This window comes from Pseudomonas sp. MAFF 730105 (assembly GCF_055380705.1).
This window is the reverse complement of record NZ_AP018438.1, coordinates 4811597-4824057: the sequence shown is the minus strand read 5'-3', so window position 1 is coordinate 4824057 and position 12461 is coordinate 4811597. Positions and strand designations below refer to the sequence as shown.

Sequence of the window (12461 nt, the reverse complement as noted above, 5' to 3'; positions counted from 1 at the left end):
AGGCAAGGAGGGCGCATGAGCGGATCGATTGGCGTGATCATTGTCGCGGCCGGACTGGGCAACCGTTTTCGCCAGGTGGCCGGCCCCGACAAGGACAAGTTATTGGCTGACTGCACGGGGCGCGACGGCGCCGTCCGTTCGGTGATCGAGCAGGTGCTGGTCAATTTGCCAGCTTCCCTGGAAAAACGCGTGCTGGTGACCCGTGAGGGGCGTCCACAGGCCATTCGCATGGCCCAGGCCTATGGATGCGATGTCGTCGAACTGGACTCCCCCGGCCTGGGCGACAGCATCGCAGCCGGCGTCCAGGCATGCCCGGACCTCGATGGTTGGTTGATAGTGCTGGCAGACATGCCATTTATCCTGCCATCCAGCATTGAGCGGGTGGCGGCTGGCATTCGCGAGGATGGCGTCTGCGTGCCGGTACTCGCGGGAGAATATGGGCATCCCGTAGGGTTTGGTCGCGAGTTCGGCCCGAAATTGATGGCGCTGACAGGCGATCACGGCGCCAAGGTACTGTTTGCCGGAGCCCAAGTGGTTGAGGTTGCTGTGGATGATCCTGGTGTGGCTTGGGATGTGGATGTGCCTGAGGCGCTGAGTTTTCAGTAACCACATTGATGTCGACTGAGCCACCGCCATCGCGAGCAGGCTCGCTCCCACAGGTTCTGTGGTGGGTTGAGAATTTGTGATTGCCGCAAATCCCTGGTGGGAGCGAGCCTGCTAGCGAAGACGGAGGTACTTTCAATATCAACGCAAGCTGAATCACCGCTTTCGCGAGCAAGCCCGCTCCCACATTTTTCTGTGGTGGGTTGAGAATTTGTGATTGCCGCAAATCCCCTGTGGGAGCGAGCCTGCTCGCGATGACGGAGATACTTTCAATATCAATGCAAGCTGAATCACCGCTTTCGCGAGCAAGCCCGCTCCCACATTTTTCTGTGGTGGGTTGAGAATTTATGATTGCCGCAAATCCCTGGTGGGAGCGAGCCTGCTCGCGATGACGATCTGATAGTCGACACGAAATAAAAAGCCCCGCCTGGCATCACCAGGCGGGGCTTTTTATTGGGCGATGGAATCAGGCGTGAGGTTTGGGCTCGTGCTCTTTTTCCATTGGGGCGCGATGAGGCGTGACTTCTTCAGCTTCAGCGGAAGGCTGAGCTTCGTCGGTCACCGGTGCCGATTCAACCGGGGCTGGTTCGGCTGCGGCTTCAGTCACCGGGGCAGGGGATGCCTCGACAACTTCCACTGCTGGGGCCGGCTCAGCAGCACGGGCCTGGGCGGCAGCCTCTTCGGCTTCCTTCTGCAGACGCTCGGCTTCACGCTTGCGACGACGCACTTCACGCGGATCGTTTGGAGCGCGACCGTTCGCGGTCAAGGCGCTGGCGGGAGCAGGCTCCTCGACGGGGGCCGGTGCTTCGGCAACTACCGGGGCTTCAACCACTGGCGCTGGCTCGACCACTGCTGGCTCGGCTGCCTTGACAGGCTCTGGCATCGGCTCTGGCTCGACCGCCGGTGCCGGTGCGGAAGGTTCCGGGTTCCAGTTGAACGCGGTCTGCTCTTCACGCACAGGTGCCGCTGCTTTTTCCTCGGTGCCCGCTTCAACAGGCGTTTCAACGGCAGGTTCTGCGGCCTCTACCGGCTGTTCGACGACCGGTGCAGGCTCGACGGCGGCTTCGGCTTCAGGCTGGGCTTCACGCGCTGGCGCAACTTCCACTTCTGGCGAAGCAGTCACTTCTACCGGGGTAGTGGCTTCGACCACTGGTGTTTCAACCGGCGCATTTTCCACCGCAGCGGTAGCGCGTTCGGCCTGTTCATTGGCCTGGGCCTCGGCTGGAGCGCTGATGGTGCTGCTGGCAACTGCCGCAGTCACGGCCAGGCCGGCGGCCAGGTCTGCAGTGCTTGGCGCCTCGGTGGATTCGGACTCTTCCGAGCCTTCGATCACATTACCGTTGGCATCACGTTGACGCTCACGACGGTTGCTGCGACGACGCTGGCCACGGGAGCGGCGGCGTGGACGATCGCCTTCGGCGTTGTCCTGACCGTCTTCCTGCAGTTGCTCTTCGGCGTTCAGCACTTCTTCTTCGCTGGCAGCGGCGGCAGCCTGCTCGGCGCGTGGTTGACGCTCTTCACGCGGAGGGCGTGGTGCGCGCTCTTCGCGAGGCTGGCGCGCTGGACGCTCTTCAGCGGTGGCGGCAGCGGCCGGGGCGGCATCCAGAGGCTCGCGCAGTTCACGTACACGCTCTTCACGCTCGCCACGAGGCTTGCGATCTTCACGCGGGGCGCGCGGTTGACGCTCTTCACGTGGTGGGCGTGGTGCACGCTCTTCACGGGCTACGGTCGACACTTCCTCACGGGCTTCGCGAGGCTGGCGCTCTTCACGAGGCTCACGTGGTGCGCGCTCTTCACGCGGTGCACGTTCTTCGCGTGGCTTGCGCTCTTCGTCACGACGACCGTTACGGTTGCGGGTCTGCTGGCGACCGTTACGGCGTTCTTCGTTGCGGGCAGGACGCTCGGTGGCGGCAGGCTTGGCAACCACGGCTGGTGCGGCAGGCTCTTCCTTGGTCGCGAACAGGCTGACCAGCGACTTCACCAGGCCCTTGAACAGGCTTGGCTCAGGTGCAGCAACCGGAGCCGGTGCCGGTGCGACGACTTCGGTCGGAACCGGAGCATTGGCGCGGGCAGGGGCCGTCTTCACGGCGGCTTCCTGGCGAACCAGGGTGCGAGTGGCAGCAGCCGGCTGGACTTCTTCCACTTCGGCAGCGGCAGCGGCGATTTCGTAGCTGGACTGGTTGTTGTGGGCTTCCGGGCTGTCGTCGCGCAGGCGCTGGACTTCGAAATGCGGCGTCTCGAGGTGATCGTTCGGCAGGATCACGATGCGAGCGCGGGTGCGCAGCTCGATCTTGGTGATCGAGTTGCGTTTTTCGTTGAGCAGGAACGCCGCCACCGGGATCGGCACCTGGGCGCGGACTTCGGCGGTGCGGTCTTTCAGGGCTTCTTCTTCGATCAGGCGCAGGATCGCCAGGGACAGCGACTCGACGTCACGGATGATGCCGGTGCCGTTGCAGCGTGGGCAGACGATGCCGCTGCTTTCGCCCAGGGACGGACGCAGGCGCTGACGGGACATTTCCAGCAGGCCGAAGCGCGAGATGCGCCCGACTTGTACGCGGGCGCGGTCGGCTTCCAGGCACTCACGGACTTTTTCTTCCACGGCGCGCTGGTTCTTGGCCGGGGTCATGTCGATGAAGTCGATGACGATCAGGCCGCCGATGTCGCGCAGGCGCAACTGACGGGCGATTTCCTCGGCCGCTTCAAGGTTGGTCTGCAGAGCGGTTTCTTCGATGTCGCTGCCTTTGGTGGCGCGCGCCGAGTTGATGTCGATGGACACCAGGGCTTCGGTCGGATCGATGACGATGGAGCCGCCGGACGGCAGTTCGACGACGCGCTGGAAGGCGGTCTCGATCTGGCTTTCGATCTGGAAACGGTTGAACAGCGGAACGCTGTCTTCGTAGAGCTTGATCTTGCTGGCGTACTGCGGCATCACCTGGCGAATGAAGGTCAGGGCTTCGTCCTGGGCTTCGACGCTGTCGATCAGCACCTCACCGATGTCCTGGCGCAGGTAATCGCGGATGGCGCGGATGATGACGTTGCTTTCCTGGTAGATCAGGAACGGCGCGGAGCGATCCAGCGAGGCTTCCTTGATGGCCGTCCACAGTTGCAGCAGGTAGTCGAGGTCCCACTGCATCTCTTCGCTGCTGCGGCCAAGGCCGGCAGTGCGCACGATCAGGCCCATGTCGGCTGGGGCAACCAGGCCGTTGAGGGCTTCACGCAGTTCGTTGCGCTCTTCGCCTTCGATGCGGCGGGAGATGCCGCCGGCACGCGGGTTGTTCGGCATCAGGACCAGGTAACGGCCGGCCAGGCTGATGAAGGTGGTCAGGGCGGCGCCCTTGTTGCCACGTTCTTCTTTTTCGACCTGGACGATGACTTCCTGGCCTTCGCTCAGGACGTCCTTGATGTTGACGCGGCCTTCAGGGGCTTTCTTGAAGTATTCGCGGGAGATTTCTTTGAGGGGCAGGAAGCCGTGGCGCTCGGAGCCGAAATCGACAAAGGCAGCCTCAAGGCTTGGTTCGATGCGAGTAATCCGGCCTTTATAGATGTTGGCCTTCTTCTGCTCGCGTGCACCGGATTCGATATCCAGGTCGTAGAGGCGCTGGCCGTCTACCAGTGCAACACGCAACTCTTCGGGTTGAGTTGCGTTAATCAGCATTCTTTTCATGTAGTACCGTCGGTTTCCGGGCTGCCGGAAACGGCGTTCGGCACACACGACTTCTCACGGTCGGTGTCAGGTGCGTCATGGAAGTGGCTGACCACTCCAGTGTCCAGCGAGTTCGGCCCAATGATGGCGAAGTCGCGACGGACGCGTCCTGCTTGCTGGTACTCAAGCACTCAGTCAGGAGGAGGAATCAACCGGCGTCTGTGGACGAGATGAAGCGTCTGAAACAAGCCTAGTGCTACACAGTCCGACGGTTGTACATCTCCACCCTACACGTATCCCTGATAATTCGGGTGCTGCCGCGCGCAGAATCCGCAGCGGGTTGGCATTTACCGTGAGCTCCGGAAAGGGGAGGTCACGCATCATGGCTAATTAGGCGTTGTTTCCGCAGCTTTCGCCCGGGGTCGTTCGCAACTGACTGCACTTTGTGAACTGGCCGTGAATGTGGCGCGCAAGGCGAGTGAATACTCTGCTTTGCGGCGTATTTCAGGCCTCATGTCACCTGCGCTCGTTACACCTGCAAACTCTACCGAATCGTGGCAAAAGCCCCGTAGGACGGCCTCTCGTCCTCGTGAATTGCGTTGGTCAGGGCCGGTTTTTGACCGTTAGTCCGCTGTCCAGCCACTTTTGGCGGCGTTCGCGACTATAGCAGCAATGATTAAGTGCTTCAATTCCATAAAAAATTGTTATGATCGCCGCCATGACGACTACTGCCCCTTCGACCCCGAGCGTTCAACTGCTCGAGGTCTCGCCGGAATATGCCGGCCAACGAATCGATAACTTCCTTCTCGCCCGGCTCAAGGGCGTGCCCAAGACCTTGATTTATCGCATTTTGCGCAAGGGCGAGGTGCGGGTGAACAAAGGCCGGATCAAGCCGGAGTACAAGCTCCAGGCAGGCGATATCGTGCGCGTGCCGCCGGTTCGCGTGCCCGAGCGCGATGAGCCGGTGCCTGTTGCCCAAGGGCTGCTGCAGCGCCTGGAAGACTCGATTATCTACGAAGACAAAGCGCTGATTGTGATCAACAAGCCCGCAGGCATCGCGGTTCACGGCGGCAGCGGCCTGGATTTCGGTGTGATCGAAGCCTTTCGTCAGTTGCGTCCGGACGCCAAGGAGCTGGAGTTGGTCCACCGCCTGGACCGCGACACCTCCGGGCTGCTGATGATCGCCAAGAAGCGCAGCATGTTGCGCCATCTGCATGAACAATTGCGCGGTGACGGCATCGACAAGCGCTACATGGCGCTGGTGCGCGGTCATTGGGCGACGTCCATCAAGCAGGTCCGGGCTCCATTGCTCAAGAGCAACCTGCGTTCCGGCGAGCGCATGGTCGAGGTCAACGACGAAGGCAAGGACGCGCTCACTGTGTTCAAGGTGCTGCGGCGTTTCGGTGACTTCGCCACCATGGTGGAGGCCAAGCCGGTGACCGGTCGTACCCACCAGATTCGTGTCCACACATTGCATGCTGGCCATTGCATCGCCGGTGACCCCAAATACGGGGACGACGATTTCACCCGTGAGATCCGCGAACTCGGCGGAAGACGCCTGTTTCTGCATGCCTATATGTTGACGGTGCCGCTGCCTGATGGGGGCGAGCTGAAGTTGCAGGCACCCGTGGACGCCATGTGGGCCAAGACTGTGGAGCGATTGAGTGCATCCTGACTACAAGCTCCTGATCTTCGATTGGGACGGCACCCTGGCCAATTCCATCGGTCGGATCGTGGAGTCGATGCATGTCGCATCCGACCGTACGGGTTTTGCCAGGCGCGATGACTTTGCGGTAAAAGGCATCATCGGTCTCGGATTGCCGGAAGCCATTCGCAGCCTGTATCCGGACATCGATGATGAGGCGCTGGTGGTGTTTCGCCAGCACTACGCTGAACACTACATTGCTCTGGAAGCCGAGCCGTCGCCGTTGTTCGAGGGCGTGGCGGATACCCTTGAGGCGTTGCGGGCAGAGGGCTATCACTTGGCCGTCGCCACCGGGAAGGCTCGTCGCGGGCTGGATCGGGTGCTGAAGGCTCATGGCTGGGAGGATTATTTCGATATCACCCGTGCCGCCGATGAGACCGCCAGCAAGCCGCACCCGCTGATGCTCGAGCAGATCCTGGCGCATTGCGAGGTGCGTCCTGAGCGAGCGCTGATGATCGGGGACTCGTCGTTTGATCTGCAGATGGCGCGCAATGCCGGCATGGGCTCGGTGGCCGTCAGCTACGGCGCGCAGACGATCGAGGCGCTGCGGGCGTTCGAGCCGCGACTGGCCATTGACCGTTTTCCTGAGTTGCACGCCTGGCTGAGCCGGCACACCGATTAAATTTGTTGAAGGATGCAAGTATGACCGATGAATGGAAGGCACCGGCCAAGGCAAGCGCTGACAACGGTGACGACAAGAGCTGGAAGTTACTGGAAAAGACTCTCCTGGCTGGGGTGGAGGAGCAGCGTCGTGCGCGCCGCTGGGGCATCTTCTTCAAGTGCCTGGTCTTTATTTATCTTTTCGTCGGGCTGGGGGTCATCATCCAGGCGATCGATATGAAGAAGAATCCCGGCAGCGGTTCGGCCTACACAGCTGTGATCGATATCGAAGGCATGATCGCGGACAAGGAGGCGGCGAGCGCGGACAACATTATCGGCAGCCTGCGGGCCGCGTTCGAGGATTCGAAAGTCAAAGGGGTGGTGCTGCGCATCAACAGTCCGGGCGGCAGCCCGGTGCAGGCGGGCTACGTCTATGACGAGATCGTTCGCCTGCGTGCGGCGCATCCGGACATCAAGGTCTATGCGGTGATTGCCGATCTCGGCGCCTCCGGAGCCTATTACATCGCCAGCGCGGCGGATCAGGTCTATGCCGACAAGGCCAGTCTGGTGGGGTCCATTGGTGTGACCGCCGCTGGTTACGGCTTCGTCGAGACCCTGGACAAGCTCGGTATCGAGCGTCGGGTCTACACCGCCGGTGAGCATAAGTCGTTCCTCGATCCTTTCCAGCCGCAGAAGCCGGAAGAAACCGCTTTCTGGCAGGGGGTGCTCGATACGACTCACAAGCAGTTCATCGCCAGCGTCAAGAAAGGCCGGGGTGATCGGCTCAAGGACAAGGAGCACCCGGAACTGTTCTCCGGTCTGGTCTGGTCTGGAGAGCAGGCATTGTCCCTGGGCTTGATCGATGGGTTGGGCAGTGCCAGTTCGGTGGCGCGGGATGTGATCGGTGAGAAGGAGCTGGTGGACTTCACTGTCGAAGAGTCGCCGCTCGATCGTTTCTCGAAGAAGCTGGGGGCGAGCATTGCCGAGCGCCTGGCGATGTGGATGGGGTTCCAGGGCCCGGCATTGCGCTAATCGGCTCAGGGTATCTGCACGCCCTCTGCCAGCAACATATCCACAAGGCGGATCAGGGGCAGGCCGATCAGGCTGGTGGCGTCGGAGCCTTCGGTGCTCTGGAACAGGCTCACGCCCAAGCCCTCGGCCTTGAAGCTGCCGGCGCAATCATAAGGCTGTTCGATCCGCAGGTAGCGCTCGACCCGTTCCGGGTCGAGCGTGCGCATGTTGACGGTAAAGGGCACGCAATCGACCTGGCAGGCGCCAGTCTGGCTGTTGAGCAGTGCCAGGCCAGTGAGGAACGTGACTTGGGTCCCGCTGGCGGCCAGCAGTTGTTCGCGGGCATTGTCGAAGGTGTGGGGTTTGCCCAGGATGCGCTCGCCGAGCACGGCGACCTGGTCCGAGCCGATGATCAGGTGTGCCGGGTGGCTGTCGGCCAGGGCCAGGGCTTTTTCCCGGGCCAGGCGCTTTACCAGTTCCCGGGCGGGCTCGCCGGGGCGGTGGCTTTCGTCGATATCCGGCGAGCTGCAGACGAATGGTAGTCCCAGGCGGGCGAGCAATTCCCGGCGGTAGACCGAGCTGGAGGCAAGTAATAAAGGCAGCATGGGCATCTCCAAAAGTCAGGGGCGAATTCTAGCGTCCTGTCTCGGAAATAAGCTGTTCATTTTTGGCGGCGTCTTGGGTGCCCGGCCGGCGTTGCCGCTCCTCGCATAGCCCTGCTATGACTCGTCGCGGCGCCTTGGCCGAACACCCAAGCCACTCGCCAAAAGAGAACGTATTTCCGAGACAGGACGCTAGCGAGGCGTGCAAGTGATGGACAGGGCTGAATTTCCTTTGACATGGGCGGGGGCATCCCTATAATGCTGCGCCTATGTTGAATGACCCGATTCCACCTCACGTTGACCCGCGCAAATTGGCTGATCGTGGCACCACCCTTCAAGGTGAACTGCTGCTGGCCGATTTGAAGAGACTCTGCGACCCGCTTTCCGACGATGTCGGTACGGTCCAGGCCAAATTCGTTTTTGAGCGAGATGAACGTAAATCTGTGGTAATCCACAGCTTTATCGACACTGAAGTCAAAATGGTTTGCCAGCGTTGTCTTGAGCTGGTCACCCTGCCGATCCACAGCGAATGCAGTTACGCCGTGGTGAAGGAGGGTGCGAATACCCAGTCGTTGCCGAAAGGTTATGACGTGCTGGAACTGGGCGAAGATCCATTGGATCTGCAGTCACTGATCGAGGAGGAGCTTCTGCTCGCCTTGCCCATTGTGCCTGCTCATCATCCGGAAGAATGCCAGCAGCCGGCGGGAGCAGATGAACCCGAACCGAGCGAGGACGAGGTAACGCGGTCCAACCCGTTCAGTGTATTGGCGCAGTTAAAGCGTGACCCAAACGTTTAGGAGTTAATCAATTATGGCTGTTCAGCAGAACAAAAAATCCCGCTCTGCCCGTGACATGCGCCGTTCGCACGACGCTCTCGAGGCTAGCACCCTGTCCGTAGAAAAAACCACTGGTGAAGTTCACCTGCGTCACCACGTATCGCCAGAAGGCGTATACCGTGGTCGTAAAGTGATCGACAAGGGCGCTGACGAGTAATCCTTGTCCGCTCAAGTCATCGCAATTGACGCAATGGGCGGGGACTTCGGTCCCCGCAGCATTGTTCAGGCCAGCCTTGCTTGTCTGAATGCAACACCCTCGCTGCACCTGACCCTCGTTGGTCAACCCTCCCTTCTTGAAGAAATGCTCAGTGGCCAAGCGGCTGCGGATCGTGCGCGCCTGACGATTACCCCTGCGTCCGAAGTCATCACCATGGACGAAAAGCCGGCCCAGGCCTTGCGCGGCAAGCCTGACGCGTCGATGCGGGTGGCTCTTGAGCTGCTGCGCGACGACAAGGTCCAGGCCTGTGTCAGTGCCGGAAATACGGGGGCGTTGATGGCGCTGTCGCGCTATGTGCTCAAGACCCTGCCGGGCATCGACCGGCCGGCCATGGTCGCGGCGATCCCGACCCGCAGAGGCTTCTGCCAGTTACTCGACCTGGGGGCCAATGTCGATTGCAGCGCCGAGCACCTGCTGCAATTTGCGGTGATGGGTTCGGTGGCGGCCGAAACCCTAGGTATCGCGCGCCCTCGCGTGGCGCTGCTGAACATCGGAACCGAAGACATCAAGGGCAACCAGCAGGTCAAGCTGGCCGCCACGTTGTTGCAGCGCGCTCGGGGAATCAACTACATCGGTTTCGTCGAGGGCGATGGTTTGTACCGGGGCGAGGCGGACGTGGTGGTGTGTGACGGCTTCGTCGGCAACATCCTGCTCAAGTCCAGCGAGGGCCTGGCAACCATGATCGGCGAGCGGATCGAGAGCCTGTTCCGGCAGAGCCTGGCCTCGCGGGTGGTGGGAGCCCTGGCGTTGCCCTTGATGCGTCGCCTGCAGGCGGACCTGGCGCCAGCGCGGCATAACGGGGCCAGTTTTCTCGGGTTGCAGGGGATTGTGATCAAGAGTCATGGGTCGGCAGGCGTGCAGGGTTTTCAAAGCGCTATCAACCGGGCGGTGATCGAAATCCAGGAGAACCTGCCCGAGCGCCTGCATGGTCGCCTCGAAGATTTGTTAACTTAGGCGTTTTCGCTCGACAATGCTTAAATGTGACCGGTCGGTTCAACCCGCCATCCAACAGTCAGTTTCCTAGCGCCCCACGGGGCGTCAATTTTTGACGACAAGATCATTAGGGGCTTTGTTTTCATGTCTGCTTCCCTCGCATTCGTCTTTCCAGGACAGGGCTCGCAGTCCCTCGGCATGCTGGCCGAGCTGGGCGCGCAATACCCGTTGATCCTCGAAACATTCAAAGAAGCGTCCGATGCACTCGGCTATGACTTGTGGGCTTTGACCCAGCAAGGGCCCGAAGAGCAGCTCAATCAAACCGATAAAACCCAACCGGCCATCCTGACCGCCTCGGTCGCTCTGTGGCGCCTGTGGCTGGCTGAAGGTGGTGCGCGTCCGGCTTTCGTTGCCGGTCATAGCCTGGGGGAATACAGCGCCCTTGTCGCCGCTGGCAGCCTTGGCCTGGGCGACGCGGTGAAGCTGGTGGAGCGCCGTGGCCAGTTGATGCAGGAGGCCGTTCCGGCCGGGCAGGGCGGCATGGCCGCGATTCTCGGCCTGGAAGATGCCGATGTGCTGGCAGCCTGCGCCGAGGCGGCGCAGGGCGATGTGGTCAGTGCGGTGAACTTCAACTCCCCGGGCCAGGTCGTGATCGCTGGTGCCAAGGCTGCGGTCGAGCGCGCCATTGAAGGCTGCAAGGCCCGTGGTGCCAAGCGCGCCATGCCGTTGCCGGTCAGTGTGCCGTCGCACTGTGAATTGATGCGTCCTGCTGCCGAGCGCTTCGCCGAATCCATTGCCGCCATTGATTGGCAGGCACCGCAGATTCCCGTGGTGCAGAATGTCAGCGCTGATGTGGCGCCAGACCTCGAGACCCTCAAGCGCGACCTGCTGGAACAGCTCTACAAGCCGGTTCGCTGGGTCGAATCGGTGCAGACCCTGGCGGCCAGGGGCGCGACCGAACTGGTCGAGTGCGGCCCAGGCAAGGTGCTGGCCGGTCTGAACAAACGCTGCGCCGAAGGCGTGTCGACTTCCAATCTCAACACCCCAGACGCTTTCGCTGCCGCCCGTGCAGCGCAGGCCTGAACAGGAGAAGCTTGCATGAGTCTGCAAGGTAAAGTTGCACTGGTGACCGGTGCAAGCCGCGGCATCGGCCAGGCCATTGCCCTGGAACTGGGTCGCCAAGGCGCCATCGTTGTCGGCACCGCGACTTCCGCTTCGGGCGCCGAGCGTATCGCCGCGACCCTGAAGGAAAACGGTATTCAAGGCACGGGCCTTGAGCTGAACGTTACCAGTGACGAATCCGTCACGGCGGTGCTGGCCAGCATCCAGGAACAGTTCGGTGTCCCGGCTATCCTGGTCAATAATGCCGGTATCACTCGTGATAACCTCATGATGCGCATGAAAGATGACGAATGGTTCGACGTGATCGACACCAACCTGAACAGTCTGTATCGGCTGTCCAAGGGCGTTCTGCGCGGCATGACCAAGGCCCGTTGGGGGCGGATCATCAGTATCGGTTCGGTTGTGGGTGCCATGGGCAACGCCGGCCAAGTAAACTATGCTGCGGCCAAGGCCGGTCTGGAAGGTTTCAGCCGTGCGCTGGCGCGTGAAGTGGGTTCGCGGTCGATTACGGTAAACTCGGTCGCACCGGGTTTTATCGACACCGACATGACCCGTGAACTGCCGGAAGCACAGCGTGAAGCCTTGTTGACACAAATTCCGCTGGGGCGCCTGGGGCAGGCCGAAGAGATCGCGTCCGTGGTCGCTTTTCTTGCATCCGACGCTGCGGCATACGTGACCGGGGCTACAATCCCGGTGAACGGCGGGATGTACATGAGTTAAATGTGACGGATTGCTTCAAAAAAATGTCATACGAGCTGTCTAAAATCCGTTATAAAGCTGCAACTTATTTATAGACGGCGGGCCGTCAGGGTTCGAAGGAAAAGCTTTCGGTTGAAAAATCGAAAAGCCTTTCTATACACTTACCCACCGGCCAGTTGCCTGAATTGTCCATTAGGAGTGAAAACAAGGTATGAGCACCATCGAAGAGCGCGTCAAGAAAATCGTTGCCGAGCAACTGGGCGTTAAGGAAGATGAAGTCAAGAATGAAGCATCTTTCGTTGAAGACCTGGGTGCCGACTCCCTTGACACCGTTGAGCTGGTGATGGCTCTGGAAGAGGAATTCGAGACCGAAATCCCTGACGAAGAAGCTGAAAAAATCACTACTGTACAAGCTGCTATCGACTACGTTACCGCCCATCAGGCGTAACCTTTTTAGTCGTCGCTTGCTGTCATGGAAAAACCGCACTGC

12 protein-coding genes are annotated in these 12461 nt (G+C 60.8%); 10 read left to right on the top strand and 2 right to left on the bottom strand.

The features are described 5' to 3' along the window. Nucleotides 1–15 precede the first annotated feature (15 nt). Nucleotides 16–606, top strand: coding sequence for a nucleotidyltransferase family protein (locus PCOSP_RS20885; protein ID WP_464709457.1), 591 nt, complete (start codon nt 16–18; stop codon nt 604–606). A 463-nt stretch (nt 607–1069) separates the two neighbouring features. Here the strand turns inward: PCOSP_RS20885 and rne are convergent, their stop codons facing one another. After that, nucleotides 1070–4267: a ribonuclease E gene (gene rne / locus PCOSP_RS20880; RefSeq protein ID WP_464709456.1), complete on the bottom strand. Its 3198-nt coding sequence runs from the start codon at nt 4265–4267 to the stop codon at nt 1070–1072. Nucleotides 4268–4964: 697 nt separating this feature from the next. On the opposite strand from rne, the gene rluC reads away from it, so the two are divergent. The 3 genes from rluC to PCOSP_RS20865 are packed head-to-tail and all read left to right on the top strand — an operon-like array spanning nt 4965 to nt 7583. Then, entirely contained in the window at nt 4965–5921 is a 957-nt protein-coding gene (gene rluC / locus PCOSP_RS20875; RefSeq protein ID WP_464709455.1) for a 23S rRNA pseudouridine(955/2504/2580) synthase RluC, read from the top strand. Beyond that, nucleotides 5911–6573 (top strand): HAD-IA family hydrolase, encoded by a 663-nt coding sequence (locus tag PCOSP_RS20870; RefSeq protein WP_139649363.1) that lies wholly within the window; start codon nt 5911–5913, stop codon nt 6571–6573. Before rluC ends, PCOSP_RS20870 begins: the two co-directional genes overlap by 11 nt. A gap of 20 nt (nt 6574–6593) precedes the next feature. After that, nucleotides 6594–7583: a S49 family peptidase gene (locus tag PCOSP_RS20865; protein WP_041024284.1), complete on the top strand. Its 990-nt coding sequence runs from the start codon at nt 6594–6596 to the stop codon at nt 7581–7583. Between the two features lie 5 nt (nt 7584–7588). On the opposite strand, the gene PCOSP_RS20860 is transcribed toward PCOSP_RS20865, so the two are convergent. After that, nucleotides 7589–8167 (bottom strand): Maf family protein, encoded by a 579-nt coding sequence (locus PCOSP_RS20860; RefSeq protein WP_139649365.1) that lies wholly within the window; start codon nt 8165–8167, stop codon nt 7589–7591. Between the two features lie 266 nt (nt 8168–8433). On the opposite strand from PCOSP_RS20860, the gene PCOSP_RS20855 reads away from it, so the two are divergent. The 6 genes from PCOSP_RS20855 (at nt 8434) to acpP (ending at nt 12419) form a co-directional block, all read left to right on the top strand. After that, the gene (locus PCOSP_RS20855; protein ID WP_003204262.1) at nt 8434–8961 is read left to right on the top strand and encodes a YceD family protein; all 528 of its coding nucleotides are present in this window, start codon (nt 8434–8436) and stop codon (nt 8959–8961) included. Between the two features lie 13 nt (nt 8962–8974). Next, on the top strand, nt 8975–9157 hold the full coding sequence (rpmF, locus tag PCOSP_RS20850; protein ID WP_003179396.1) for a 50S ribosomal protein L32: 183 nt from the start codon (nt 8975–8977) through the stop codon (nt 9155–9157). A gap of 3 nt (nt 9158–9160) precedes the next feature. Further along, nucleotides 9161–10171 (top strand): phosphate acyltransferase PlsX, encoded by a 1011-nt coding sequence (gene plsX, locus PCOSP_RS20845; RefSeq protein WP_139649367.1) that lies wholly within the window; start codon nt 9161–9163, stop codon nt 10169–10171. Nucleotides 10172–10294: 123 nt separating this feature from the next. Further along, nucleotides 10295–11233 carry an ACP S-malonyltransferase gene (gene fabD, locus PCOSP_RS20840; RefSeq protein WP_464709454.1) on the top strand — a complete coding sequence of 313 codons (939 nt, stop codon included), beginning with the start codon at nt 10295–10297 and terminating at the stop codon, nt 11231–11233. 15 nt (nt 11234–11248) lie between these two features. Beyond that, entirely contained in the window at nt 11249–11992 is a 744-nt protein-coding gene (fabG, locus tag PCOSP_RS20835; RefSeq protein ID WP_139649371.1) for a 3-oxoacyl-ACP reductase FabG, read from the top strand. A 190-nt stretch (nt 11993–12182) separates the two neighbouring features. Next, entirely contained in the window at nt 12183–12419 is a 237-nt protein-coding gene (gene acpP, locus PCOSP_RS20830) for an acyl carrier protein (protein WP_139649372.1), read from the top strand. Nucleotides 12420–12461 lie beyond the last annotated feature (42 nt).

Bases quoted from the DNA above. Each gene is read 5' to 3' on its own strand.
- PCOSP_RS20885 (WP_464709457.1), top strand. From the start codon at position 16: ATGAGCGGATCGATTGGCGTGATCATTGTCGCGGCCGGACTGGGCAAC.
- rne (WP_464709456.1), bottom strand. From the start codon at position 4,267: ATGAAAAGAATGCTGATTAACGCAACTCAACCCGAAGAGTTGCGTGTT.
- rluC (WP_464709455.1), top strand. From the start codon at position 4,965: ATGACGACTACTGCCCCTTCGACCCCGAGCGTTCAACTGCTCGAGGTC.
- PCOSP_RS20865 (WP_041024284.1), top strand. From the start codon at position 6,594: ATGACCGATGAATGGAAGGCACCGGCCAAGGCAAGCGCTGACAACGGT.
- PCOSP_RS20860 (WP_139649365.1), bottom strand. From the start codon at position 8,167: ATGCTGCCTTTATTACTTGCCTCCAGCTCGGTCTACCGCCGGGAATTG.
- PCOSP_RS20855 (WP_003204262.1), top strand. From the start codon at position 8,434: ATGTTGAATGACCCGATTCCACCTCACGTTGACCCGCGCAAATTGGCT.
- rpmF (WP_003179396.1), top strand. From the start codon at position 8,975: ATGGCTGTTCAGCAGAACAAAAAATCCCGCTCTGCCCGTGACATGCGC.
- fabD (WP_464709454.1), top strand. From the start codon at position 10,295: ATGTCTGCTTCCCTCGCATTCGTCTTTCCAGGACAGGGCTCGCAGTCC.
- fabG (WP_139649371.1), top strand. From the start codon at position 11,249: ATGAGTCTGCAAGGTAAAGTTGCACTGGTGACCGGTGCAAGCCGCGGC.
- acpP (WP_139649372.1), top strand. From the start codon at position 12,183: ATGAGCACCATCGAAGAGCGCGTCAAGAAAATCGTTGCCGAGCAACTG.